This is a genomic window from Sphingopyxis sp. BSNA05 (assembly GCF_013265645.1).
GTDB lineage: Bacteria > Pseudomonadota > Alphaproteobacteria > Sphingomonadales > Sphingomonadaceae > Parasphingorhabdus.
Genome location: NZ_PYIA01000166.1, coordinates 13512 through 38549, shown reverse-complemented (window position 1 = coordinate 38549; position 25038 = coordinate 13512). Strand labels below are relative to the sequence as shown.

General features: G+C 58.8%; 21 protein-coding genes and 4 pseudogenes. 16 read left to right on the top strand and 9 right to left on the bottom strand.

Annotated features, from left to right (window positions below; genetic code table 11):
• Positions 1-37: 37 nt before the first annotated feature.
• Positions 38-442, bottom strand: a complete 405-nt coding sequence (locus tag C8024_RS19415) for a hypothetical protein (protein ID WP_217272336.1) — start codon at positions 440-442, stop codon at positions 38-40.
• Positions 443-637: 195 nt separating this feature from the next.
• Here C8024_RS19415 and C8024_RS19410 point away from each other — a divergent pair, with 195 nt between their 5' ends.
• From C8024_RS19410 to C8024_RS19390, 7 genes and pseudogenes are all read left to right on the top strand, one after another.
• The gene (locus C8024_RS19410; protein WP_100094600.1) at positions 638-2029 is read left to right on the top strand and encodes a short-chain fatty acyl-CoA regulator family protein; all 1392 of its coding nucleotides are present in this window, start codon (positions 638-640) and stop codon (positions 2027-2029) included.
• A gap of 177 nt (positions 2030-2206) precedes the next feature.
• Positions 2207-3594: pseudogene (locus C8024_RS19405) on the top strand (TIGR03013 family XrtA/PEP-CTERM system glycosyltransferase).
• A 1-nt stretch (position 3595) separates the two neighbouring features.
• A complete protein-coding gene (locus tag C8024_RS22365; protein ID WP_254306129.1) occupies positions 3596-4156 on the top strand; it encodes a hypothetical protein in 561 nt (186 codons plus the stop codon).
• A gap of 79 nt (positions 4157-4235) precedes the next feature.
• Entirely contained in the window at positions 4236-5138 is a 903-nt protein-coding gene (locus C8024_RS22360; RefSeq protein ID WP_254306128.1) for a GAF domain-containing protein, read from the top strand.
• Entirely contained in the window at positions 5135-5689 is a 555-nt protein-coding gene (locus C8024_RS22355; protein ID WP_254306127.1) for an ATP-binding protein, read from the top strand. The genes C8024_RS22360 and C8024_RS22355 overlap by 4 nt, the downstream gene beginning before the upstream one ends.
• A pseudogene (gene prsR, locus C8024_RS19395) lies at positions 5689-7070 on the top strand (PEP-CTERM-box response regulator transcription factor). Before C8024_RS22355 ends, prsR begins: the two are co-directional and overlap by 1 nt.
• Positions 7071-7073: 3 nt before the next feature.
• Complete coding sequence (locus tag C8024_RS19390; RefSeq protein ID WP_173208266.1) at positions 7074-9077, top strand: tetratricopeptide repeat protein; 2004 nt, start codon at positions 7074-7076, stop codon at positions 9075-9077.
• Positions 9078-9084: 7 nt separating this feature from the next.
• Here C8024_RS19390 and C8024_RS19385 read toward each other — a convergent pair whose 3' ends face one another.
• Both C8024_RS19385 and C8024_RS19380 read right to left on the bottom strand, forming a co-directional pair.
• On the bottom strand, positions 9085-9429 hold the full coding sequence (locus C8024_RS19385) for a GntR family transcriptional regulator (protein ID WP_100094605.1): 345 nt from the start codon (positions 9427-9429) through the stop codon (positions 9085-9087).
• An 80-nt stretch (positions 9430-9509) separates the two neighbouring features.
• Positions 9510-10112, bottom strand: a complete 603-nt coding sequence (locus C8024_RS19380) for a nitroreductase (protein ID WP_173208328.1) — start codon at positions 10110-10112, stop codon at positions 9510-9512.
• A gap of 159 nt (positions 10113-10271) precedes the next feature.
• Between C8024_RS19380 and C8024_RS19375 the strand changes: the two genes are divergently transcribed.
• From C8024_RS19375 to C8024_RS19365, 3 genes and pseudogenes are all read left to right on the top strand, one after another.
• Positions 10272-11867, top strand: coding sequence for a peptide MFS transporter (locus C8024_RS19375; protein WP_173208263.1), 1596 nt, complete (start codon positions 10272-10274; stop codon positions 11865-11867).
• Positions 11868-11884: 17 nt separating this feature from the next.
• Positions 11885-13285: an amidohydrolase gene (locus tag C8024_RS19370; protein WP_173208260.1), complete on the top strand. Its 1401-nt coding sequence runs from the start codon at positions 11885-11887 to the stop codon at positions 13283-13285.
• Positions 13282-14574, top strand: a pseudogene (locus tag C8024_RS19365) (amidohydrolase family protein). Before C8024_RS19370 ends, C8024_RS19365 begins: the two are co-directional and overlap by 4 nt.
• A gap of 3 nt (positions 14575-14577) precedes the next feature.
• Here the strand turns inward: C8024_RS19365 and C8024_RS19360 are convergent.
• The 3 genes and pseudogenes from C8024_RS19360 to C8024_RS23895 form a co-directional block, all read right to left on the bottom strand.
• Positions 14578-15569: pseudogene (locus C8024_RS19360) on the bottom strand (aldo/keto reductase).
• Positions 15566-16276: a dicarboxylate/amino acid:cation symporter gene (locus C8024_RS23900; RefSeq protein WP_367947452.1), complete on the bottom strand. Its 711-nt coding sequence runs from the start codon at positions 16274-16276 to the stop codon at positions 15566-15568. The pseudogene C8024_RS19360 and the gene C8024_RS23900 overlap by 4 nt, the downstream one beginning before the upstream one ends.
• On the bottom strand, positions 16273-16764 hold the full coding sequence (locus C8024_RS23895; protein ID WP_367947451.1) for a cation:dicarboxylase symporter family transporter: 492 nt from the start codon (positions 16762-16764) through the stop codon (positions 16273-16275). Before C8024_RS23895 ends, C8024_RS23900 begins: the two co-directional genes overlap by 4 nt.
• 192 nt (positions 16765-16956) lie before the next feature.
• Between C8024_RS23895 and glmM the strand changes: the two genes are divergently transcribed.
• The 4 genes from glmM to C8024_RS19335 are packed head-to-tail and all read left to right on the top strand — an operon-like array spanning position 16957 to position 19810.
• Entirely contained in the window at positions 16957-18297 is a 1341-nt protein-coding gene (gene glmM / locus C8024_RS19350) for a phosphoglucosamine mutase (RefSeq protein ID WP_100094611.1), read from the top strand.
• On the top strand, positions 18297-18446 hold the full coding sequence (locus C8024_RS19345; protein WP_173208258.1) for a hypothetical protein: 150 nt from the start codon (positions 18297-18299) through the stop codon (positions 18444-18446). The genes glmM and C8024_RS19345 overlap by 1 nt, the downstream gene beginning before the upstream one ends.
• A 36-nt stretch (positions 18447-18482) precedes the next feature.
• Positions 18483-19256 carry a bifunctional hydroxymethylpyrimidine kinase/phosphomethylpyrimidine kinase gene (gene thiD, locus C8024_RS19340; RefSeq protein ID WP_367947450.1) on the top strand — a complete coding sequence of 258 codons (774 nt, stop codon included), beginning with the start codon at positions 18483-18485 and terminating at the stop codon, positions 19254-19256.
• The gene (locus C8024_RS19335) at positions 19253-19810 is read left to right on the top strand and encodes a ribonuclease HII (protein ID WP_173208252.1); all 558 of its coding nucleotides are present in this window, start codon (positions 19253-19255) and stop codon (positions 19808-19810) included. The genes thiD and C8024_RS19335 overlap by 4 nt, the downstream gene beginning before the upstream one ends.
• Here the strand turns inward: C8024_RS19335 and C8024_RS19330 are convergent.
• Positions 19807-20838, bottom strand: a complete 1032-nt coding sequence (locus C8024_RS19330) for an acyl-CoA desaturase (protein WP_173208249.1) — start codon at positions 20836-20838, stop codon at positions 19807-19809. The genes C8024_RS19335 and C8024_RS19330 overlap by 4 nt on opposite strands.
• Positions 20839-21252: 414 nt before the next feature.
• Between C8024_RS19330 and C8024_RS19325 the strand changes: the two genes are divergently transcribed.
• Positions 21253-22320, top strand: a complete 1068-nt coding sequence (locus C8024_RS19325) for a site-specific DNA-methyltransferase (RefSeq protein ID WP_302051667.1) — start codon at positions 21253-21255, stop codon at positions 22318-22320.
• Positions 22321-22565: 245 nt separating this feature from the next.
• Positions 22566-23465, top strand: a complete 900-nt coding sequence (gene folP / locus C8024_RS19320) for a dihydropteroate synthase (protein WP_367947449.1) — start codon at positions 22566-22568, stop codon at positions 23463-23465.
• 204 nt (positions 23466-23669) lie between these two features.
• Here the strand turns inward: folP and C8024_RS19315 are convergent, their stop codons facing one another.
• On the bottom strand, positions 23670-24323 hold the full coding sequence (locus C8024_RS19315; RefSeq protein ID WP_173208243.1) for a DUF4145 domain-containing protein: 654 nt from the start codon (positions 24321-24323) through the stop codon (positions 23670-23672).
• A gap of 121 nt (positions 24324-24444) precedes the next feature.
• Positions 24445-24957: a hypothetical protein gene (locus tag C8024_RS19310; protein WP_173208241.1), complete on the bottom strand. Its 513-nt coding sequence runs from the start codon at positions 24955-24957 to the stop codon at positions 24445-24447.
• Positions 24958-25038: the final 81 nt, after the last annotated feature.

The following is a 25038-nucleotide window of genomic DNA, read 5'->3' as shown; positions in this document are numbered from 1 at the left end:
CTTTCCGGGGAAAGGCCGGTCAACATTTGCTGCTGGACTAGTCCTCGCCGGAGTCTCCGCTCCGCTCGATCGGATTCTGCTGGCTGCCGGGTTCACCCGGGCGTGGGCTGCCTGCCAGGGGCGGGGCCTCGCCAACCGAAGAGCGGCTTTTCGAGGGGGACTTGTCTGCCTGATATTGCAGGCTGGGGTTGTGATCTTCATCCCAGGGGTCATCGCCCTCACTGCCAGCCACCGTCATCGGCTCTCCAAAGACAAAATTCTCATAGTCGCTATCCTCGCTATCATCCTCTTCCCAGCTGTCATCCGATACCGGAGCGACAGGGGGCGCCATTTCCTGTACTTCAGCCGCGACAGGCGCCGTTTTTGGCGGCTCTTCCTTCGGCGTGATGAAGTAGATCAGCAGTCCGGTGGACGCGACAAGCAATATGGATTCTTTGAGCATAGCAGGCACCAGTTTATTTCAAATTCCCTAAGGAAATAGCCGGACGCGGTTAAGAAACATTTACCCTCTGTTGCGGGCTTGATCGGCAGTCCGGATCACAGACCGCGAGCGCAGAATATTGTTCGCGTGCGTTGAATATGACAAGAAATCGCAATTTGGCTTGAATCAATGTAAATAAATTTACATAGCGGCGACATGACAGTCCAGAAACTATTTGCCGGTGCCGCCATCAAACGGCTGCGGCGCAGCGCCGCGATGACTCAGGTCGCGCTGGCCGAAGCGCTGGATATTTCGCCCAGCTATCTCAATCTGATCGAACGCAACCAGCGGCCGCTCAGTGCCCGTCTGATGCTGTTGCTGGCCGAACGGTTCGATTTTGATCCGCGACAGCTGATTGCCGCAGAACCGGGTGGCGGAATAGATGCGATCCGCCAGCGCCTCGCCAATCCGCTGTTCGAGGACCTGTCGATCGATCGAACGGAGCTGGAAGAATGGCTGATCGCGTCACCCAATACGGCCGAAGCCTTTGTCCGCCTGTTTGACAATCGCAAGACCGGAGATGAAACGGGGGATAGCGGGGCACCCGATCCGATCCAGGCAGTCCGCCGGGAAATCGAACGCTGGCGCAACCATTTCGCCGATCTCGATGCCATGGCCGAGCAGCTTGCCGACGAACTGCGCCTCGGTGCTGGCGATCTCTACGGGGCGATTACCGAAAGGCTCCGGGTCAAACATCAGCTGACGATCAGGATCCTGCCGGAAACCGTACTGCCCGACAAGCTGCGCCGACTGGACCTGCACGCCCGGCAGTTGCAGTTGTCGGAAATGCTCGACCCTGCCTCCCGCACGTTTCAGGCCGCGCTCCTGCTCGGCCAGATCGAGGCAAAGGCAGAGATTGACGCGCTGGCGGCGGGCGGGAAATTCACGGACCGTGCGGCCGAAAAGCTGTTCCGTCGGCACCTGTCCGGCTATTTCGCGGCGGCGTTGATGATGCCTTATGGCCGGTTTCTAAAGGCCTGCGAACAGAGCGGTTATCGGATCCAGTTGCTCCAGCGCCGCTTCGGTGCGGGCTTCGAACAGGTCGCCCATCGGCTGACCACCTTGCAGCGCGTCGGCTCGCGCGGCCTGCCGTTCTTCATGGTCAGGATCGACCGTTCGGGGATGATTTCCAAACGCTATGCCGGAGCGAGCAACGCGCCGCTGGTCGAAAGCGCCCATCGCTGTCCTCTCTGGGACATCCACCGGGTTTTCGAGCAACCGGCCGAAATCCGGTCGCAACTGGTCGCTCTGGAAGACGGTTCGACATGGTTCACTTTGTCGCGTGCGGTGCAGGGCATCGGCTCCGGAGCGGGTGGCCACACGCCGGCTTTTGCCATCGGCCTCGGGGTGTCCGCCGATGTCGCGTCGGCGCTCTATTATGCGCGGGGCAAGGATCTGGGTATCGAGCAAGCCGATGCAATCGGTCTGGGCTGCACGGCCTGCACCCGGCCGCAATGTTCGCAGCGGTCCGCCCCGCCGCGCAGCCGCGCGCTCAAATTCGATGAAAGGGAGCGCGGCCTGACGCCGTTTGATTTCGTCAACGACTAGGGTCTGATGCGCGCCAAAACTGCGTGAAACCGGCGTTTACCAATAGGTGCGACTGTCGGTATATTGAACAATATCGACGAAAGAGAGCGCCTGCGCGGATTTTATTCTGTAAAATTTACCGACAGCTAACGAATTTTCCTTATGGCCGAAGCTGACCAAGGAAAGACGACGCGCGATATGATCCGATTGTTCAAACATTATATTCCTTACCCTGTCATCTTTCTGGGTTTGATCGATTTCGCGCTGCTGCTCGCAGCCGCGGAAGTGGGCTGGATATTGCGCGCGATCCAGATCGACATGGGGGTCGGAACGATTTTCGATCGTCCTGGGCCGATATTCAGCTTTGCCTTTGCCCTGCAACTGGCGCTGATCGCGGTCGGTGTATACGGACCCGAGGCGCTGCAATCCCTGCGCTTTGCCGCCGCCCGTATCCTGGTCGCCATCTCGCTGGGGGTTATTTTCCTCTCCCTGCTCGCTTTCGCGCTGCCCGGCATCACGCTCTGGCGCTCCAATTCACTCTACGCGATGATCCTGGCGATCACCTTCCTGATGGTCATTCGCGTCCTGCTGGGGACCATGCTCGACAGCGATATTTTCAAGCGACGGCTGCTCATCCTTGGGGCAGGGCCGCGGGCCGCGCCTATCGCCGCGCTGGAAAAACGCCCGGAATGCGGCTTCATCGTTGCCGGCTATGTCTCGATGAACGAAGGGGCGCGCGTGATTGACAGCGCGGTCCGCCGTCAGGATATCGACAATCTGCCGCAGCATGTGATCGATCTCGAGGTCAGCGAAGTGGTTCTGGCGCTCGAGGAAAGACGCAATGCGCTTCCCGTCGCCGATTTGCTGACGATCAAGACGACTGGCGTGCATGTCAACGATCTGTCCAGCTTTCTCGAACGCGAAACCGGACGGGTCGATCTGGATAGCGTCAATCCGAGCTGGTTCATCTTTTCCGACGGCTTTTCCTCGGGGCGGCGGCCGTCGACCACGTTCAAGCGGGGTTTCGACATATTCCTGAGCTTCCTGTTGCTGATCCTGACCGGGCCGGTAATCCTGCTCTTTGCGCTGCTGATCAGGCTGGAAAGCCGCGGCGGTTCCTTTTTCAAACAGGAGCGCGTCGGTCTCTACGGCCAGAGGTTCAACATATTGAAGCTTCGCTCCATGCGCGCCGATGCAGAGCCGGATGGCGAGGCAATATGGGCGAGTGAAAATGATCCGCGGATCACGCGCATCGGCAATTTCATCCGCAAGGTCCGGATTGACGAGCTGCCCCAGGCCTGGAGCGTGTTGAAGGGCGAGATGAGCTTCGTCGGTCCGCGTCCGGAACGGCCGCAATTTGTCGATGATCTGCAGACGCAAATGCCTTATTATGCGGAGCGTCATATCGTCAAACCCGGGATCACCGGCTGGGCGCAGATCAACTATCCCTACGGCGCGTCGACCGAGGATTCCCGGCACAAGCTTGAATATGATCTCTATTATGCAAAAATTACACACCATTTCTCGATTTGCTGATCATCCTGCAGACCATCAGGGTCGTGTTGTGGCCGGAAGGAGCGCGCTGATATGGGATCGCTTCTCGACTATATCAGCCTGTTCGGTCACGGCATCGCCGCCGCGCTTTTCGGCGCGCTGGCGATCTGGCAATTCCAGCGGAAGGTTGAACGCAACAACAAGCAGATATGGCTGATCATCGCGATCACGCTGACCAGTTTCTGGGCATTGTCGATCGCGGTCGAGGGATATCTGTCACCGATTTCGCGTTTTGCGGAAACCCTGCGCAATTTTGGCTGGCTCGGCTTCATGTTCATCCTGCTGCGGGCAGGGGAAGGCCGCGACGAGCCGAAGACGGTCAACGGCATCTATGCGGCGCTCTCCTTCGTGCTCGTCGGGCAGATCCTGGTGGATTCAATGCTTCCGGCCTTTTCCGGCAGTCCGCGGCTGGAAAATGTGACGCTTTATACCTCGCTGGTGCTGCGGATGATCTTTGCCGTGGGCGCCTGGTTCTGGTGCACAATCTCTATTCGATTTCGGCGCCGGAAACCCGCTGGGGCATCCGGTTGCCGATGGCCTCACTGGCCGCGATCTGGACCTATGATCTCAATTTGTTCACAATCACCTATCTGACCCAGAGCGTGCCCATGGAACTGCACGCGATGCGCGGGCCGATGATCGCGGTGATCGCGCTATCCTGGCCCTGGCGTCCTTGCGCAACACGGAATGGAATCTGAAACTGTCGCGCAGCGTCGCTTTCCGTTCTCTGTCGCTGGTGGCGATCGGCAGCTATCTGCTGATGATGGTTGTGATCGCGACGGCGTTGCAGATCATCGGCGGTGACTATGCCCGTCTGGCCCAGATCAGCTTCCTGTTCGGAGCAACCATCGGTGCCTTGTTGCTGTTGCCATCGGGCCGTTTCCGCGCCTGGCTGAAGGTGAAGCTGGCGAAGAATTTCTTCCAGCACCGCTATGACTATCGATCGGAGTGGATCCGTTTCACGGATACTATCGGCCGGCCCGGCGTGGATAGCGCGCCGTTCCACCAACGGGTGATCAAGGCGATCGCCGATATCACGGAGTCGCCAGCCGGGATTTTGCTGGTGCCTGATGAATCCGGGCAACTGGTGCTGCAATCCCGCTGGAACTGGTCATCAATCGAGGTCCCGGCGCGTGCCTGCACGACGAGAACCATCCCCTTTCTCGAAAGCACCAGTCATATCGTCGAATTTGACACGTTGCGGGCGGGCAAGGATGACAAATGCGATGCCGCCGCCATTCCCGAATGGATGACCAAAGATGATCAGGCATGGGTTGCGGTGCCGCTGGTACATTTTGACCGGCTTGCCGGGCTGATGTTGCTGGCGCGTCCCAGAATCGACCGCAAACTGGACTGGGAGGATCTCGACATGCTCCGCGTTGTCGGCCGCCAGGTGGCAAGCTATCTCGCTGAATCGCGCAGTCAGGAATCCCTGTCGGAGGCGCAGAGGTTCGATGAATTCAACCGCCGCATGGCCTTCATCATGCATGATATCAAAATCTGGTCAGCCAGCTCAGCCTGCTGGCGCGCAACGCCAAGCGCCATGCTGACAATCCCGAGTTTCAGGCGGATATGATCGAGACGCTGCAGGATTCGGCCGACCGGATGAACGGGCTGCTCGAACGCCTGTCGCAGCATAACAAGAGCCACCCCGAGGAACCGAAGTCGGTCAAGGTTGCCGACCTTATCCGCTCGATCATCGAGAAGAAGCGGTTGCTTCACAGTCTGGAATGCAGCCGTGTCGATGATCTGACGATTTTCGCGGATCCGGCCCGGGTGGAACAGATACTGGGTCATTTGATCCAGAATGCGATTGACGCCAGCACCGAAGACCAGCCGATCACCATCAACGCGCGGCGCCGTGACCTGAGCGTCGCCATCGAAGTCTGTGACCAGGGCACCGGCATGTCCGCCGAATTTGTCCGCAACCAGCTCTTCAAGCCTTTCTCATCAAGCAAACAGGGCGGCTTTGGAATCGGAGCCTATGAAGCGCGCGAACTGGCACGGTCGATGAACGGGCGTCTGGAAGTGGAGAGCACCGAAAATGTGGGGAGCCGCTTCACGCTGCTTCTGCCGCTCGCCAAACATTTGCCGAAAGATATTCCCGCTGACGAAAGGGCCGCATGATGCCGGACAAAGAGCAACCCAGAAAAGAGAAACTGCTGGTCGTTGAAGACGATCCGGGTCTGCAGAAACAGCTGAAATGGGCCTATGACGATTTCGATGTCATCATCGCCGGCGACCGCGAGACTGCGATCGAAAAGCTGCGCTCGGAAGAGCCGGATGTGGTTACGCTTGATCTGGGGCTGCCGCCGGACCCGGACGGCACCACGGAAGGCTTCGCGACCATGGAAGCGATATTGAGCCTGAAGCCCGACACCAAGGTCATTGTTGCCTCCGGCCATGGCGAAAAAGCCAGCGCCTTGCGGGCGATATCCGGCGGCGCATGGGATTTCTACCAGAAGCCCGTGGATATCGACGAGCTTGGCTTGATTGTCAGGCGCGCCTTTCACGTGCGCAATCTGGAACAGGAAAATGCCAGCCTTGCCGCCCGGAGCAACAGCGACGGCTATATATTGGGAGAGATCATCACCGGCGCGCCGGAAATGCTGAAAGTGGCCCAGATGATCGAGCGGGTGGCCAATACCAACGCCTCGGTCATGCTGCTGGGCGCCAGCGGTACCGGCAAGGAATTGCTGGCCAAGGGTCTGCACGATTCCAGTGATCGTCGCGACAAGGCCTTTGTTGCCATCAACTGTGCGGCCATTCCGGAAAATCTGCTGGAATCCGAATTGTTCGGCCATGAAAAAGGGGCCTTTACCGGCGCCATCAAGACGACCGAAGGGAAGATCGAACAGGCCGCCGGCGGCACGCTTTTCCTCGACGAGGTTGGCGATATCCCGCTGCCGCTCCAGGTGAAATTGCTGCGCTTTCTCCAGGAGCGGGTGATCGAAAGGATCGGCGGACGCAAGCCGATAGCCGTCGATACACGGATCGTTTGCGCGACCCATCAGGATCTCGAGACGATGATCAAGGACAATGATTTTCGCGAGGATCTCTATTATCGTCTGGCCGAAATCGTGATCAAGATCCCGCCCCTGTCCGGGCGCTCGGGCGATGCCAGCCTGCTGGCGCGGCATTTCCAGAAAAATTCGCTGCGGAAATCAATCCGGCGGTCAAGGGGATTGCACCCGACGCGCTGGCCGCGCTGGAGGCCTGGCACTGGCCCGGCAATGTTCGGGAACTGGAAAACCGGATCAAGCGCGCGGTGATCATGGCCGACGGCAAGATGATCACCGCCGGCGATCTTGATCTGGACGTCGACGAAAATGCGGCGACCGATCTGCTGAACCTGAAAGCTGCGCGCGAAGCCGCCGACCGTTCGGCGATCCTGCGGGCGATTTCGCAGACCAGCGGCAATATTTCCAATGCGGCCAAATTGCTGGGGATCAGCCGGCCGACACTTTATGATCTGCTCAAGCAATATAAGTTGCAGCAAGCCAGCTGAACCATGCTGTCCGATCTTGTCCAGAAACTGCGCCTGACCAGCAAGCCGGTCCTGCTCGCGTCAGCCCTGGCCCTGGCCCTGGCCGGGGTCCCGACGGCCATATATGGCGCCAGCGAAGGCAGTGAGGACGCACGAGACGCCTTTGCCAGGGCCGAGCAGTTTCGCGCCAAACGCGATGTGCGGTCGGCGCGGATCGAATTGCTGAATGCGATCAAGGCCGATCCGCAGTGGATTGACGCGCGGGTGGCGCAGGCAGAAGTGTTGCTGAAGCTAAGGGACGGGATCGGGGCCGAGGCGGAACTGGACCGGGCCGTGGAACTCGGAATCGATCCGGCATATGTGCGACATCTCTACGGGCATGCCTATTCGCTGCAGGGCAAGGCGCAAAAGGCGCGCGACCAGTTGCTGACCAATGACATCCCGAGGAAACATCAAGGCTATGCTGCGCGGATCATGGGCAAGGTTGCCCTGCAAATGGGCGATGAGCCACTGGCTGGTGCGGCCTATAACCGGGCGATGGAACTGGACGGCGAGAATCCCGATCTTTGGGTCGACATCGCCCGCTTCCGGTCACGTTCCGGGGACCAGGCCGGGGCGACCAATGCGGTTGACGAGGCGGTGAGGCTGGACCCCGCCAATATCCGGGCGCTGCAATATCGCGGGGAGCTGTTGCGGTTCCAGTTCGGTCTCGGCGCGGCATTGCCCTGGTTCGAACGGGCACTGGAACTGGATCCCAATGATGTGCCCTTGCTGACCGAATATGCGGCGACGCTGGGGGATATGGGGCGGATGACCGACATGCTGGTCGTCGCGCGCAAGATCATCGCCCTCGATGGCAAGAACCCGCGCGCCTTCTTCATGCAGGCGGTGCTCGCGGCCCGGGCGGGACAATATGATCTGGCGAGACGACTGATGCAGAAAACCGGAGGCGCGATCGACGATGTTCCTGCGGTTTTGCTGGTGCAGGGGATCATCGAACATGCCGAGGGCAATCCTAATGCCGCGGTCGACAAGTTCCAGCGGCTCGTCTCGATCCAGCCGAACAACAGGCAGGCGCAGAACCTGCTGGCACGTTCGCTCTATCTTGCGGGGAGCGCTAGCGATGCGGTCGATATTCTCAAGCCACAGGTCAACCGGAGCGGCGCCGATCCCTATGCGCTGTGGCTGGCGGGCCGCGCGCTCGAATCGATCGGTGAGCGGGGGCAGGCCGCGGCCATCATGAACCGCGCCGCGGTTCATGATTTCGGACGGGAGAGCGCCTTCATGGCGGCCGCCCCGCTCAGCGTGCTGCGCGCCGAAGCGCAGCGCAACCCGAACGATGCGCGGGTGGTGGTTCCCTATATTCGCGCGCTCTACACGGCGGGTGATTATGATGCCGCCTTTGCCGAAGCGAAGCGGCTGCAACAAGGCAATCGTGGCGCGAGCGCGGCCCATATTCTGGTCGCCGACGTCGCCGCGACCATGGGCAATTATGACGAGGCGCTGGACGCGCTCGGACAGGCGCGCAGCATCCGCTTTTCCGAACCGGTGATGCTGCGTCTGGTCGAAGTTTTGCGCGCGAAAGGCGAGATGCAGCAGGCGGGCGAGGATCTCGCGCAATATCTCAATTACAATCCCGGCAATATCGCGGGGCTGCGCTGGATGGCCTATGCCCATCTGGAAACCGAAAGCTGGTCCGTTGCGGCCCATATTCTGGAAAATCTGCGCCAGCGCATTGGCAGCAATGACGCCCTGATCATGGCAGGCCTGACCCAGGCCTATACCGGTCTCGGGCACACCGAAAAGGCTATCGCCGCCGGGCGGATTGCCTATCGGGTGCAGCCGTCAAGTCCGGTGGTGACGCATCTCTATGGTCTGGCGCTGCTGGAGGACAAGACCCGCCGGAAACAGGCCATAAGCTTGCTCAGGAAAGCGGTAGCGATCATGCCGGACAATCCGGTTTACCGGAAAAGCCTGCGTCGCGCCTATGCAGAGCAGCGCGCCGAACGGAGCAAGATCAAAAGCTGACGGCGGTTCAGGCGTCGCTTTTCACCAGATCTTCGATCGACAGGTCCAGCCGCTTCATCTGGCGCTCGACCGGGGGCCAGATATTCTTGATGAAATCCTCTCTCTGGGCGAGGCGCAGACGGTTTTTCGCGCCGGCTGCGACAAACATGCCAACCCCGCGCTTCACCGTGACCAGGCCGTCTTCCTGAAAGCCCTGATAGGCTTTTGCCACGGTCAGGGGATTGGCGCCCTGTTCGGCGGCGAAGACACGGACCGACGGCAGCATGTCGCCTTCGCCATATTCACCGTCGAGAATGGATTCGGAAATAATGTCCCGCAATTTGAGATAGACCGGTTTGTTGCTGTTGTTCATGCTGCTGCACTGCCATAATACAGCGAAGCGGGCAAGGCGTAAGTTCCGTTTTCTCGGGAACCTGGCCTGAGATCCAGCCTCTAATCCGGCGTCGCCGGGTCCCAGAATGACAATATGTCGGCAAGCTCCGGCCGGGGGCGCTCGGTCAGTTCTGCGCCTGCCGTCCCCAGAAAGAGGAAGCCGGCGATTCTTTCCGGAGCGGCGCCGAACAGATCGCGCACATCATCGTTGAAAGCCGGCCAGCCGGTGATCCAGCCGCCGACAAAGCCCATGGCATGGGTGGCATGGAGGATGTTCATCGCAAAGGCGCCGCAGCTGAGCTCCTGTTCCCAGAGGGGAATCTTGGTCGATTCCACCGGCGAATATAGCAAAACGAGCAGGGTCGGCGCTTGGCACGCCATTGACTCCAGCGATTCGAGTTCCATCCGTCCGGCATCCGGCCGCTCCTTCAGATAGGCATTATGGATGCCTTTGGCGAGAAGGCTGCGCTGATCGTCACTGACTGCAACCACGCGCCACGGCGCCAGCTTGCCATGGTCCGGCGTGCGCAGGGCAATGGTGACAATCTCTTCAATCTGCGCCTTGCCTGGTCCGGGTGCGATCATGTCGCGCGGCCGTCCGGAGCGGCGGGAGGGGAGGTAGCTGGCGAGGCTGCTGAGATCGTTGAATTGCTTTTCGGTCATGATTGTCACTTCGGAAGAGACGGGGCCGATTGCAAGGCGAATTTGCGGAAAACCGGTCTCGCTTGAAACAATATGCTTCACTTGCGCATTTTTATCATTAGGGTGCGAGGCAACCGGGCCGGATTATGCGGCCCAAGTCTATTGCCGGGGAGTATTTATATGGCGGGAGCGTATCTGGAATCGGGTGATGCAAGAGGGACATTCCTCGGCCACCCCAAGGGGCTGTTTGTTCTGTTTTTCGCAGAAATGTGGGAACGTTTTTCCTATTACGGCATGCGCGCGCTGCTTATCTTCTACCTGACCAAGCACTGGCTCTTTTCCGATAGCGAATCCGGTATCATTTATGGCGCCTATACGGCGCTTGTCTATATTACCCCTGTCGTCGGCGGTTATCTGGCGGACAAATATCTGGGACAACGAAAGGCCGTGCTGTTCGGGGCCGTGCTGCTTACGCTCGGCCATTTCTTCATGGCCTTCGAGGGCGACGCCGGGATTGGCCACGTCGATAACCCGATCATCAGCATATTCTGGTTGGCGCTCGCGCTTATCATCGTCGGCTCCGGCTTTCTGAAAGCCAATATCTCGGTGATTGTCGGCCAGCTCTATCCCCGCACCGATGTGCGACGCGACGGCGCCTATACGATCTTCTACATGGGCATCAATCTGGGCGCGGCGATGGGCTCGCTGCTTTGCGGCTATATCGGTGAAACCTATGGCTGGGCTTATGGTTTCGGTCTGGCCGGCATCGGCATGCTGCTTGGCCTGGTTGTCTTCATCTGGGGCAAACCCCTCCTGCTCGGACGCGGCGAAGCCAAGGATCCGGAGCTTCTGAACAAGCCTGTTGGCGGACTGAAGCTGGAATGGTGGATGTATATCATCGGTTTGGTACTTGTCGGTATCTGCTGGCTGGCCATTCAGTTCCAGGACATGGTCGGCTACGTGCTCGGCCTGTTTGGCGGCGCGCTGGTTCTCTATGTGCTGGTGACCGCGGTCACGAAGCTGGCATCCGACGAACGCGACCGTATCTTCGCGGCAATGTTCCTGATCCTGACATCAATCATATTCTGGGCGCTGTTCGAGCAGGCTGGTTCTTCGCTGAACCTGTTCACCGACCGGCATGTTGATCGCGCCGGTGTTCCTGCCTCGACCTTCCAGTCGATCAACGCGATCTACATCATCCTGCTGGCGCCGGTATTTGCGACGCTATGGACGGTGATGGGCCGCAAGGGAATCGAGCCATCCGCGCCGTTCAAATTCGGTCTGGGTGTTGTTCAGGTTGGTCTCGGCTTTCTGGTTTTGGTCTGGGGCGCGCAGTCTGCCGGACTTGAAAATGCGACGCCTGTGATCTTCATCTTCCTGATCTACCTGCTGCACACAACTGGTGAACTCTGCCTGTCGCCGGTCGGTTTGTCGGCGATGAACCGGCTGGCTCCCGCCCATATGGCGAGCCTGATCATGGGTACATGGTTCTTCGCATCGGCAACCGGCAATTTTGCCGCAGGTCTCATCGCTTCCGCAACAGGCGCTGAAGGCGTGGGCGAGGAAGCGGGCAAGCAGGTTGTGCTGGATGTCTATTCCACCGTTGGCTGGGTGGCGATCGCCGTTGGGATCGGTGTTCTCGTGATATCCCCGCTGATCAGAAATCTGATGCATCTTGACACGCTGAAGGACGACAATGTCGGCGATGATCTGGAAGGCCAGCGGGAAGTGGGCGAACCACAGGCTGCCGGTATCCACCCAACGACCAAACCATAAGACTGAGGGGCTTTGCTATGAAATTTGGGGCTTTGCTGGCGCTGGTTGCTGGCGGATCGCTGTTGGCCGGCTGTACGGCCAATGCGGCGGATACAAATTCGGCTAGCGCCTCACCGCCCGTGAAATCGAGCAAACCGGCCAAGGTCGCATTTCCCTCGACCTACCGCGCCTATCCTTCGGCGCCCACCGCTATCACCGGCGTGACCATCTACGATGGTGAGGGCGGCCGGATCGAGCGGGGAACAGTGTTCATGGCGGGCGGGAAAATCTCCTCGATCGGCGGCCCCGACACGGCCATCCCGGCCGATGCGACCATTGTCGATGGTACCGGTAAATATGTCACGCCCGGCATCATCGACGTGCACAGCCATCTCGGCGACTATCCGACGCCCAGCGTGTCAGCCCATGATGATGGCAATGAAGCGACCTCGCCGGTGACCCCGGAAGTCTGGGCCGAACATAGTGTCTGGCCGCATGATCCGGGATTTTCCCGTGCCCTGGCCAATGGCGGCATCACGGCGCTGCAAATTCTGCCAGGCTCGGCCAATCTGTTCGGCGGCCGCTCGGTCACCTTGAAAAATGTCCCTGCGCGCACCGTGCAGGCGATGAAATTTCCCGGTGCGCCTTATGGCATGAAAATGGCCTGCGGCGAAAATCCCAAGCGTGTATATGGCAATCGCAACCGGATGCCGTCGACCCGTATGGGCAATCTCGCGCTCAACCGGCAGACATGGATCGACGCTCAGGATTATCGCGACAAGCGCAACGCCGGCAAGAGCCAGAAGCGCGATCTCGGCAAGGAAACTCTGGCCGGCGTGCTCGACGGGGATATTCTCGTCCATAACCATTGCTACCGCGCGGACGAGCTTGCCCAGATTATCGATATGTCGAAGGAATTCGGCTATAAGGTCACTGCCTTTCACCATGCGGTCGAAAGCTATAAAATCGCCGACATTCTGGCCGAAGAGGGCATTTGTTCCGCCGTCTGGGCCGACTGGTGGGGCTTCAAGATGGAAGCCTATGACGCGATCCCGGAAAATGCGGCGCTGTTGCAGAATGCCGGCGCCTGCGTGATCATCCACAGCGATGATGAAAACCAGATCCAGCGGCTCAACCAGGAAGCGGCCAAGGCTCTGGCCGATGGCCGGGCAATGGGCATAGAGATCAGCGACGCACAGGCAATCCGCTGGATCACGCTCAATCCGGCGAAAGCCATGGGCATTGACGAGATGACCGGTAGCCTGAAACCCGGAAAGATGGCTGATCTGGTACTGTGGAACGGCAATCCGCTGAGCGTATATGCGCGGCCCGAAAAGGTCTGGATTGACGGCGCGCTGATGTTTGACAGCGGCGATCCCAGCCGCCGCCCGGTCAGCGATTTCGAACTCGGCCAGCCCGGTGAAGGAGACGTGAAATGAAGCGCCTTGCCACATTGCTCGTCTCCGCTGCGGCCCTGATCGCTGCGCCGCTTGCTGCGCAGACCACCGCCATTACCGGCGGCAAAGTCGTGATCGGCGACGGCAGCGCGCCGATCGACGGCGGTACGGTATTGATCCGCAACGACCGCGTCGTTGCTGCCGGTGCCAATATCTCCATTCCCGCCGATGCACGACGGATCGACGCCACCGGCAAATGGGTGACACCGGGCATTTTGCCGGGTTCAGCCGGATCGGCTTGGTCGAGGTCGGGGCGGTCAGCCAGACCAACGACATGAACGCCAGCCGTTCGCCCTTTTCGGCTGCGCTGGACGTGCAATATGCGATCAACCCCTTTGCTTCGGCAGTTGCCGTCAACCGCGCCGCAGGGGTGACGAGAGCGGTGGTTTCGCCGAGCACCTCAAGCTCCATCTTCGGCGGATTCGGGGCGATCGTCGACCTCGGGCAGGATGAAGATCCGATCACCCGCGCGCGCGCATTCCAGTTTGTCGAACTGGGCGAGACAGGTCATCGCCGGGCAGGGGCAGCCGGTCAGCCTCGCATATCCATTTCCGGGCGCTGCTCGAAGAGGCACGCACTTATGCCCGCAATCCGGCGGCCTTTGACAGTGATCTGCTCAAGGCATCGGACGCGAAGGCTCTGCTACCCGTCATCAACGGCAACACCAAGCTGCTGGTCCATGTCGAAAGCGCCAATGACATTCTGAAGGTCCTCGACTTGCGCAAGGATTTTCCGGCCCTGAAAATGGTACTGGTCGGGGTGAATGAAGGCTGGCGCGTGGCCGATCATATTGCCGCAGCCGGCGTGCCCGTACTCGCTTCGGCGCTCAGCGATCTGCCTTATGGTTTCGAGGATCTGGCGTCCACACAGTCCAATATCGGTCGGATGAAGGATGCCGGGGTCAAGGTTGCCATCGGTATGATCAACGACCGTGACGCGCACCAGCTGCGCTATTCGGTGCAATATGCCGGTAATCTTGTGGCGTTGAACAAGGTTCCGCGCGCCACCGGGCTGAGCTGGGACGAGGCTTTTGCCGCGATCAGTTCGGTGCCTGCGGAGATCATGGATGTCGGCGGACAGCTGGGGTCTCTCAAGGCCGGCCGCCAGGCCGATGTGGTGATCTGGACCGGCGATCCGCTGGAGCTGTCGACCCAGGTTGAAAAGGTGATAATCGACGGTGTCGACCAGTCGCTCAGCAACCGCCAGATGCGCCTGCGGGACCGCTATGCCAATCCCGCTCCGGCGCCTTGCCCAAAGCCTATGACCGCTAGGCGCTAGAGCCGGACCATCGACATCATGGTCTCGCCGTAGCGAGGACCCGCAGTGCCGCCGACCGGCGCTGCGGCTTCCAGTTCGTCGAGATCCGCTCCGGTCAGCGTGATATCGACGGCGGCCATGCTGTCTTCGAGCGTCGCCCGCCGTTTCGAACCCGGGATCGGGACGATAAAATCGTCCTGGGCCAGCAGCCATGCCAGAGCAATTTGCGCGGGTGAGCAGTGATGCCGGTCGGCAACCGTCTTGACGACGTCGACCAGTTTCATGTTGAGCGCGAAATTCTCTTCGGAATAGCGCGGATCGTTCCGGCGATAGTCATCCTGGGGAAGATCCTCGCGGCTGCTGATCTGGCCGGTCAGAAAACCGCGACCCAACGGGCTATAAGGCACGAAGCCGATATTCAGGTCCTGGCAGACGGGCAGAATATCTTCCTCGACACCCCGTTCCCACAGCGAATATTCGGACTGCAACGCGGCGATCGGGTGGGTCGCATGCGCCTTTTTCAGCGTAGCCGCTCCGGCTTCGGACAGGCCAAGATAGCGGACCTTTCCCTCTGTCACCAGCTCGGCCATTGCGCCGACCGTATCCTCGATTGGCACATTGGGGTCGACGCGGTGCTGGTAGAAAAGATCGATTGTATCGATGCCCAGCCGCATCAGCGACCCTTCGCAGGCTTTTCGGACATTGGCCGGGCTTGAATCCACGCCGCGCACCGTACCGTCGTTGATGGCAAAGCCGAATTTGGTGGCGATGACCAGCCGCTCGCGCCGGCCGCGGATCGCCCGCCCGAGCAATTCCTCGTTGATATGGGGGCCGTAGACTTCGGCGGTGTCAAAAAGGTGACGCCCAATTCGATCGCCCGGTCTATGGTCGCCAGGCTTTCGGCGCTGCTCGCCGTACCGTACATGCTCTTGCCGATCCCTGCCATCGGCATACAGCCGAGACCCAGCGCCGAGACTTCCAGTTCGGGTCCGAGTTTGCGATATTTCATGTCAAATCTCCCTCGCTTCTGGCGATTGTCGCGGTGACGCTCATGTCCGCGCTGACATTGGCGACTGTCCGGATGATATCAGGAAAGGTCTCGATTGCCAAAAGCAGCACCAGGGGGTCGATCGGGACCCCCATCGCGATGCAGATCGGCGCGATCGACGTGATGAAACTGATCGAGCCGGGCAGGCTGACTGCCCCCATGGTCGTGATCGCCGCCACGACCACACCGATCGCGAGCATGCCGACCGACAGTTCAATGCCCATGAGATGGGCGACATAGATGGCCACCGCCAAATTCATGCAGGGGCCGGTGGCGCGAAACAATGCAACCGAGATCGGCAGGACGACATCGGCGGAGCGGTCACCGACGCCCAGGGTCTTGACGCCGTTCACCATCGCCGGCAGCGAGGCGAGCGAGCTTTGCGTGGAAATCGCTACTGCCTGCGCCCGTGCCGAAGCCTTGAAAAAGGCGACGGGTCCGCGCTTTGCGCCGACATAAGTCAGAATATAGCTGAAAATCCAGATCACCATCCCGATGCTGCTGACGATCAGCACATAATGCGCCAAGGCCCCGAAGGCAGCGAGCCCGGCATTGGCGCCGACGCCCAGGGCAAGGGCGAAAACGCCGATCGGTGCCAGCGCCAGAACCCACTGGATCAGGATCAGCAGCGCATCGGCGATCGCATTGAAAAACTGGTCCAGCATCATCCTTTGCGCGTCGGCAGGCGGGTGATCGCAAAGGCAAAAGCCAGCGCGAATATCATCAGCGGCAGCACCGCATCCTCGGCTGCTGCGGCAATGGCATTGGTCGGGATCAGGGCGCGGAGAAATTCACTGAACGGAGGGACTTCTCCTGGCGGTCCGGCAGTCCCGAGGGCAGAGCGCAACGCCGCTGCCGCATCGCCGTCAAGCGGGAAAAATTCGAGCAAGGCCGGTGTCAGCAGCGCTGCCATGGCCGACGAACACCAGAGAATGAATATCATGAACAGGATCGCGCGGGCGGTCATCCTTCCGGCGCGGGCCATGGATGCGGCCTTGCCGATGCCGACGACGAGCAGGGTGAAGACAAGCGGAATGACCGTCATGCGCAGGGCATTGAGCCACATGTTACCGACGACATCGGCGGCCTCGACCAGCAATGCGCTTCTCGGGCCGACAAAGAGTCCGATCAATATCCCTAGAATCAGGGCAACCAATATGATCAGCGCTTTTTCAATGGTCCATCCCTTTGTCTTTGCCGAGCGGACCATCAACCATGGCGGGCTGGAGCTGGCAAGGGGTGATTATGTGTAATTTTTGCTATCGCTTCCATTCCCTCTTGGTCTCCAGCCGATCCATCGGCTAGAGAAAGGCGCAACGGGCGCGATCTTGGTGGGAAATAAGTGGATATGATGAAGAAGTTTTTCGGTACCGACGGGATACGCGGCCTGACCAACAAACATCCGATGACGGCAGAGATCGCCATGAAGGTGGGGCAGGCCGCCGGGCGGCATTTCCAGCGCGGCGATCATCGTCACCGGGTGGTCATCGGCAAGGATACCAGACTGTCCGGCTATATGATGGAAAATGCGCTGGTTGCCGGCTTTACCAGCGTCGGTATGGATGTCGTTCAGGTCGGGCCTTTGCCGACACCCGCTGTTGCCCTGCTGACCCGTTCGATGCGCGCCGATCTCGGGGTGATGATTTCGGCCAGCCACAATCCCTATTATGACAATGGGATCAAGCTGTTCGGTCCGGACGGTTTCAAACTGTCCGACGAGGATGAATTTACCATCGAAGCCTATCTGGAAGACGAGGCAAAGCTGGCCCCGGCGGCTGATATTGGCCGCGCCAAACGGTTCGAGGATGCGCGCGGTCGCTATATTCACGCGGTCAAGATGTCCTTGCCCGACCATATCCGGCTGGACGGCCTGAAAATCGTTTGCGATTGTGCCAACGGCGCCGCCTATCAGGTGGCGCCTTCTGCGCTATGGGAACTGGGCGCCGAGGTTGTGACGCTCGGGATCAGTCCCAATGGTCTCAATATCAACGACAAATGCGGGTCGACGGATGTCGCAACCTTGCAGGAAACTGTCGTCGCATCCGGCGCGCATATCGGTATCGCGCTGGACGGGGATGCTGACCGCTTGATCGTGGTCGATGAAAAGGGCCAGGTGGTCGACGGCGACCAGCTGATGGCTCTGATCGGCTGGAGCTGGAGCCGGAACGGGTTGCTCCGCGGGGACGGAATTGTTGCCACGGTGATGTCCAATCTCGGGCTGGAAAGGTTTCTCAACGCGCAGAATCTCGATCTCGTGCGAGCCAAGGTCGGCGATCGCTACGTTCTGGAGGAGATGAAAAAGGGCGGTTATAATGTCGGTGGCGAACAGTCGGGGCATATGATCCTGCTCGATCACGGAACCACCGGCGACGGCACCGTTGCAGCGCTGCAGGTGCTCGGTGAACTGGTCGATAGCGGAAAGCCGGCGAGCGAATTGCTGCATCTTTTTGATCCGGTCCCGCAATTGCTCAAGAATGTGCGTTACAGCGATGGCCAGCCGCTCGAGAGCGAAAAGGTCAAGGCGGTGATTGCCGAAGCGGAGAAGGAACTGGCAGGCAGCGGCCGTCTGGTCATCCGTAAATCGGGCACCGAGCCGCTGATCCGGGTGATGGCCGAAGGTGACGACGAGGCTCAGGTCAATGCTGTGGTCGACCGCATTTGCGCGGTGGTAGAGGAAGTTGCTGGCTGATGCTGGGTTTTCTCGACGCCATGGACGCCAGAACCATTGTGGCCATGGGCCTGATCCTGCCGGTCCTCGTGACGCTGCTCCTCTATATTTTGCGCGCGGTTTTTCCGCCGCTTCTGGCTTCCCATCATATTGATCGTCGGTGCCTTTGAATGGTTTCTGATCGTCCAGGTCGGGCCATTATTCCTGTGACCGCTAACTGCCCACGGATATTGTCGATTGCCGGCTCGGACAGCGGTGGCGGGGCCGGCATACAGGCGGACATCAAGACCATCACCATGCTCGGTGGGCATGCAATGACGGCGATCACCGCGATTACCGCGCAGAATACGCTCGGGGTGCAGGCCGTCCACCAGCTGCCGACCGAAATGATCCTGCAGCAGATCGAATCCGTGGTCAGCGATATCGGCGTCGATGCGGTCAAGATCGGCATGATCGGTACTGCGGCGGCAGCGCTAGCGGTGGCGGACTATCTGCAGAAGCTGGGCATCGCCATTGTCTTCGATCCGGTGATGATCGCGACCAGCGGCAGTATCCTGGCGGATAGCGAGACGATAGCCGCGTTCGGCAAGCTGATGGACGTGGCATCGGTGGTCACGCCCAATCTGCCGGAACTGGAAGCGCTGGGCGGCAAGGACGAGATTTTGAGCCATGGCTGCCATCTGGTGGCCAAGGGCGGTCACGGAGACGGTTCAGTGGTCGTCGACGAACTCTATGCGCCAAGCGGCCTTGTCAGGCGGATCGAAGGGAAAAGGATCGATAGCAGCGAAACCCATGGTACCGGCTGCACCTTCGCCAGCGCGCTGGCGGTCGGTCTCGGCAGCGGACTGGATCTGAACGCGGCTTTCGAGCAGGCCATATCCTTCACCCGCATCGCGATACTGGAAGCGCCGGGGCTTGGAGAAGGCAGCGGGCCGCTCGGACACCAGTTTGTGACAGATTTTCAGGATGATGAGCGATGATCGCCGGCGTGGACGAAGTGGGCAGGGGGCCGCTCGCCGGTCCGGTCGTGGCCGCTGCGGTGATCTTGCCGCATGATCACGCTATTGCTGGGCTGGATGACAGCAAGAAGCTGACGGCAACAAAGCGCGCGCGGTTCGAAGTGGAAATCATGGAATGTGCCCGCTTTTCAGTGGCCCAATGTTCCGAGGCCGAGATTGACGAGATCAACATATTGCAGGCAACGATGCTGGCAATGACACGCGCGGTGGAAGGGCTGGATGCCGTCCCCGATCATATACTGGTCGATGGCAACCGCTTGCCGAAATGGACCTATTCTGCCGAGGCGGTGATCGGCGGCGATGCGCTGCATCCCTGTATTTCCGCTGCCTCCATTCTCGCCAAGGAATTTCGGGACCGGCTGATGATCGCCGCAGCCGAACAATATCCGCAATATGGCTGGGAACGGAACAAGGGCTATGGCACCGCCGAGCATCTGGCGGCGCTCAGGCAATATGGACCGACGCCGCTGCACCGCAGAAGCTTCGCTCCGGTCTCCCAGATGGAATTGCTCTAGGCTTCGACTTCCGCGCGTTTCGGCGCGATCTTGCGCTCTGCGAGAACCCATTCGCCGCTCTCGCTTTTGATATATTTGGGTTGCCGGGTGACATTCCACACCAGGCCCATTTTCTCGAGCAACAGCAGGACATAGCCGGCGATGTCGATTTCCCACCAGGCCATGCCCTGAAAGCTGGCGCGCGGATGCTTATGGTGATTGTTGTGCCAGCCTTCGCCGAAGGTCAGCAGCGAGAAGATGAAACTGTTCCGGGCGGTGCCGACGCCCTTGGTATGGCGCTGTGATCCCACGACATGGGCGTAGCTGGAAATGCCGAGCGTGATCTGCAGCACCACGAAGGTCCGGAAATAGCCGCCGATCAGGATCGTGCCGATCACATGGTCCCAGCCGCCGAAAACAAGACCCCAGACACCGGGGAAGATGATCAGCGAGAAGACCAGCCAGAACCAGCGCGTCTTGTGCAGCCACAGCACGACCTCATTGTCTGCAAGGCCCTTGCCGTAGATGCTCATGTCGGTGACGCAATCGTCCATGAACCAGCCGAAATGCGAGTGGAACATGCCCTTGAGCCTGCTGGTTGGCTTGCCCTTGCCGTCAAGCCAGGGGCTGTGGACGTCGCCAACCTCGTCGCTATGGGCATGGTGCCGCCGGTGGTCTGCGGCCCAGCGCAATACCGAGGACTGGATCGACATTTGCGCCATGGCACCGAGAATATATTGCATCGGCACCGATGTTTCGAAGGCCTTGTGCGAATAATAGCGGTGGAAGCCGAGGACGATGCCGAGCATCAGCACGATATAGCCGGCGATGAAGGCCGACCATTCGACCCAGCCGGTATCATAGGTAAACATCCACCAGACCGCTGCAATCGAGCCGAAAATCTTGGAGCCGAAAACGATCGCATATTCCTTGCGCTTCTCGCGCCCGGCCTCGCCGCCGACGATCACGCCGGGATGCGGGCGGGGTTCGTCGCTCTGCTGGGCGATGCCATATTCATGCTGATATTTGTCGCGAAAATTACGTGCCATTTGTTCACCGGCCCCCGGGCTGTTGCGCTTTCGAGCTTTACTATTGATTAAGCATATAGCCTGAACGCCGCTTTTTGTGAACCGAATTTGATTTCGGGCAATTTCCCGATTTTGAACAAATAAACTTCGCGAACGAGTCTTTTGCGTCACACCACTAGGGATTGAGTCTGGCTCGGCGGCCCTGACTCCATATCTGGTGACGGACTCCTTTCGTTCTCCCGGACAAGTTTCCGTTAACCATTAAGATACGCCTTTAACCTATGTTAACGGCCTTGACCGCGGACGATTTGGGACTCACCACGGGCGCGATCGAAAAAAGGAATTGAGTTTCATGGGGATTATCGAGCGCATTAAGGCGCCCAAAACACGCACCGCGCCAAGCGCTGGAACACGCACCGCAAAAAGGCTGTCGAGCTGCCACTGGGGCAGATCATGAAGATGGACTGTATCACCGCGATGGCATCGCTGCCCGATGCATCGGTCGATATGGTCTTCGCCGATCCGCCCTATAATCTGCAGCTTGGCGGAGATTTGTTCCGTCCGGAGGGTAGTCAGGTGGACGCCGTGGACGATGCCTGGGACCAATTTGACAGCTTCGCCGCTTATGATGCCTTCACCAAGGCCTGGCTGGCCGAAGCACGCCGTATTCTCAAGCCCGATGGATCCCTGTGGGTCATTGGCAGCTATCACAATATTTTCCGGGTTGGCGCTTCGCTGCAGGACCTCGGCTACTGGATCCTCAACGACATCATCTGGCGCAAGGCCAATCCGATGCCCAATTTCAAGGGCACTCGCTTCACCAATGCGCACGAGACATTGATCTGGGCATCGAAATCGGAAAAATCCAAATATACATTCAACTATCGCGCGATGAAGAATCTCAATGATGAACTGCAGATGCGCAGCGACTGGGTGATGCCGATTTGCGGTGGTCAGGAGCGGCTGAAACGCAACGGCACCAAGGCGCACCCGACCCAGAAACCGGAAGCATTGCTTTACCGCATCATGCTGGCAACCACCAATCCCGGCGATGTTGTGCTCGATCCTTTCTTCGGCACCGGCACGACCGGCGCGGTCGCAAAGAGACTGGGCCGCGAATGGATCGGTTGCGAGAAAGAGGACAGCTATTGCGAAGTCGCCGAACAGCGCATTGCCGAGGCGCTGCCGCTAGACGAAAGCGCACTCAAGACCATGCAGTCGCCCAAGTCCAAACCGCGGGTTGCCTTTGGAACGCTGGTCGAAACCGGCTATCTGAAGCCCGGCGACGAACTGTGCAGCAAGAACCGCAAGTATAAGGTCAAGGTTCGCGCAGACGGTTCGGTGATCTGGGAAGGTCAGGAAGGGTCGATCCACAAGATCGGCGCAACCGTGCAAAATGCACCAAGCTGCAATGGCTGGACCTATTGGTATTACAAGGACGGCAAGGACCTGAAGCCGATCGACAATCTGCGCCAGACTTATTTGCTGGCTACTGAACCCTGATAGGGGGAAGCCATGGGACAATTGGAAGAATTGGAAGCATGTGGGGCGGATGCCAGGCTTTATCTAAAGCCTGTCGGATTTGTCGATAGTCCCCAATGGCATGAGGGTAAAATCAATGGTTAAACAACAGTTTAACTTGGTTTTCTCAGATAGAATATCTGATAGTTGAGGCCGATTTTCCGAACCGCAGGGGCCTGGTCAACGTCACCCAATGGCCGGAATGGTCGAAAGCCCTTCCCGAGCCATTGGCCGAGCGGGCCGCCACTTTATTTGCCAATCTGACCCGGCAGCATGACGCTCTGAAATGTGGAGAGCGGACCATCCGCTTCGACCAGCCGCATGTCATGGGCATATTGAATATCACGCCGGACAGTTTTTCCGATGGCGGCAAACATCAGAATGATCCTGAAAAGGCGGCCGAAGCCGGCTTGGCCATGACGGTTGCCGGCGCATCGATCCTCGATATCGGCGGTGAAAGCACCAGGCCCGGCGCAGATCCGGTCTGGGAAGGCGATGAAATCAAGCGCGTGGTGCCGGTGATCGAAAAGCTGGCCCATTGCGGGGCTGCCATTTCCATCGACACGCGCAAGGCGGCGGTGATGGAGGCGGCAATCGCTGCGGGCACCCATCTGATCAACGATGTCTCGGCCTTGCTGCACGACAAGAGATCGCTCGAGGTGGCCGGCGTGTCCGGTCTTCCGGTGATCTTGATGCACGCGCCCTCCAGCGGCAAGGACCCGCACAAGGGCGACGGCTATGGCAATATCGTTACCGATACGCTCGACTGGCTGGAGCAGCGGGTCGCTGAGGTGGTCGCGGCAGGCTTCGAGCGCGACAAGATCATCATTGATCCGGGCCTCGGCTTCGGCAAGTCGCTGACCGACAATCTCGCCCTGATGAACAATATCGCGATGTTCCATGCATTGGGTCAGCCGCTATTGATCGGTGCCAGTCGCAAACGGATGATCGGGGCGCTATCCAAGGAAGCGCCGGTCGACCAACGTCTCGGCGGCTCGATTGCCTTCGCCCATCACGCGATCCAGCAGGGCGCGCAGATCGTTCGGGTGCACGATGTGCCGGAAACGGTGCAGGCGCTACAGATCTGGCGCGGCATGCGCGATGCCGGGGTTACGGCGCCGGTTTAGGTCTGGACTCAGCAATATCCGGAAAGCGGACGGTGGCCGCGGTCTCGTTGGATGACGGAAATTGGGTGGAAGGCGGTCATTCGACAATGCTTTTGCTAAAGATGGCAACACTCCAAAAGCGGACGTCGATTTGCGTTTGATCAACCAGTATAAAATAGACGCCTAGTTGCAAACTGTTTGGTTGGCATCGGCAAATTTCCGCGATCAAGGTTTCTTTTTGGCACCCTTAGCAGCGTTCACCGCAGCGACCTTCGCCATAATTTCATCTTTGGTCTTGCCGTATAGGTTTTCCAACACCAGCTCAATCATATCAAAGGCGTCCAGAACTTCCTCGCGGCTGATACCTCCCACATGGCTACCACTATTTCCTAACCATTTGGTAGCTAATAGCACCTCGCCGTTGAGTGCATCGGTTATTGAAAACTGCTCAATCCGCACGTGTAAATTGACGTGATTGCCTTTGCCATCCTTGCTATCGATGCCATGAACATTCATCAAATTCTCGACCGCTTGTCGTATTTTATTTGCTGTAGACTCGGGGCTTTGCCAAAATAAAGAAGATGCTTCACGGATGGATTCTTCCACTGGCGCCGGAGTTTCCTCGGGGCAGGAAATCGGAATAGGCGCCGGATGCAGCGATTCCACGCGATAATAAGTGTCATCAACATACTCATTTTCACCGATTTGATAATAATCTATGCTTGATGAACCTCCGACAGCCACCAATTCCTTGCAAACTGGCATGCTGCACTCAAGCAAACCGACAAAGCGTTTTTCGATCCACTCTAAGTCCCAGGCATCATGGCTATGCGCAGCCTTTGATGGCCCAGTTTCTTCATTCCACAACTTGCCCTCCATGACCACGAGATGCCCCTTCGTGCACGTGGGACAAGGCCAATGTGGTAGTCCATTTGTAAAAGACTCAGCCCAAAGTTTTCTATCGACCGCCATGTTTACCTCTCCGCAAATAAATCGAGTTCTACATGCTAACGGCTGATACGCCATAAGCATTGAACGCAAAGATGACGAACAGCGCCAAGATACTCGACAGCACAAATGGCAGAACTTGCTTACTGAGGCTTGAAGAGCGATCGTCCTCCGCGAATGGTGACATGATAACTCCCTGCAACGCACTGTAACAACAAAATATACCAAGTGGCGTAGCGAGGAATAAAAATTTCAAAACCGGACCTGCTGGTCTGATATTATCATTGGCACTCCGGACGGTTAAGTCTCTAATTGCACCGGATCGCAATAGTATTCCGGCGCACAAGAGTTGCAGCCCCAATATATCACGGGCAACGAGGGAGAGCCTCCAGCTCCACGGCCATCCAATCCAGCCCAACGCCCACTGCGATAGCGTCCTGTAATATTGCAAAAGGTCGCTGATGACTGGCGATATTCCGAACTGCCAAATGATTTCGAGCATCGAAAATATGCTGAACGCCGAGACAAGTGCGCTCACTAAGCTGAAAATAGTCAACTGTCTCAAGATATTTACAACCTTAGTCAATATTATCGCTCATCTTAATTCGTTCTCAGTACTCGAGGCTCAGTGCCTTGGGTAAGTCAA

Excerpts from the sequence above, each read along its gene's own strand:
- C8024_RS19415 (WP_217272336.1), bottom strand. The coding sequence starts at position 442 with ATGCTCAAAGAATCCATATTGCTTGTCGCGTCCACCGGACTGCTGATC.
- C8024_RS19410 (WP_100094600.1), top strand. The coding sequence starts at position 638 with ATGACAGTCCAGAAACTATTTGCCGGTGCCGCCATCAAACGGCTGCGG.
- C8024_RS22365 (WP_254306129.1), top strand. The coding sequence starts at position 3,596 with ATGGGATCGCTTCTCGACTATATCAGCCTGTTCGGTCACGGCATCGCC.
- C8024_RS22355 (WP_254306127.1), top strand. The coding sequence starts at position 5,135 with ATGATCGAGACGCTGCAGGATTCGGCCGACCGGATGAACGGGCTGCTC.
- C8024_RS19390 (WP_173208266.1), top strand. The coding sequence starts at position 7,074 with ATGCTGTCCGATCTTGTCCAGAAACTGCGCCTGACCAGCAAGCCGGTC.
- C8024_RS19385 (WP_100094605.1), bottom strand. The coding sequence starts at position 9,429 with ATGAACAACAGCAACAAACCGGTCTATCTCAAATTGCGGGACATTATT.
- C8024_RS19380 (WP_173208328.1), bottom strand. The coding sequence starts at position 10,112 with ATGACCGAAAAGCAATTCAACGATCTCAGCAGCCTCGCCAGCTACCTC.
- C8024_RS19375 (WP_173208263.1), top strand. The coding sequence starts at position 10,272 with ATGGCGGGAGCGTATCTGGAATCGGGTGATGCAAGAGGGACATTCCTC.
- C8024_RS19370 (WP_173208260.1), top strand. The coding sequence starts at position 11,885 with ATGAAATTTGGGGCTTTGCTGGCGCTGGTTGCTGGCGGATCGCTGTTG.
- C8024_RS23900 (WP_367947452.1), bottom strand. The coding sequence starts at position 16,276 with ATGATGCTGGACCAGTTTTTCAATGCGATCGCCGATGCGCTGCTGATC.
- glmM (WP_100094611.1), top strand. The coding sequence starts at position 16,957 with ATGATGAAGAAGTTTTTCGGTACCGACGGGATACGCGGCCTGACCAAC.
- C8024_RS19345 (WP_173208258.1), top strand. The coding sequence starts at position 18,297 with ATGCTGGGTTTTCTCGACGCCATGGACGCCAGAACCATTGTGGCCATG.
- C8024_RS19335 (WP_173208252.1), top strand. The coding sequence starts at position 19,253 with ATGATCGCCGGCGTGGACGAAGTGGGCAGGGGGCCGCTCGCCGGTCCG.
- C8024_RS19330 (WP_173208249.1), bottom strand. The coding sequence starts at position 20,838 with ATGGCACGTAATTTTCGCGACAAATATCAGCATGAATATGGCATCGCC.
- C8024_RS19315 (WP_173208243.1), bottom strand. The coding sequence starts at position 24,323 with ATGGAGGGCAAGTTGTGGAATGAAGAAACTGGGCCATCAAAGGCTGCG.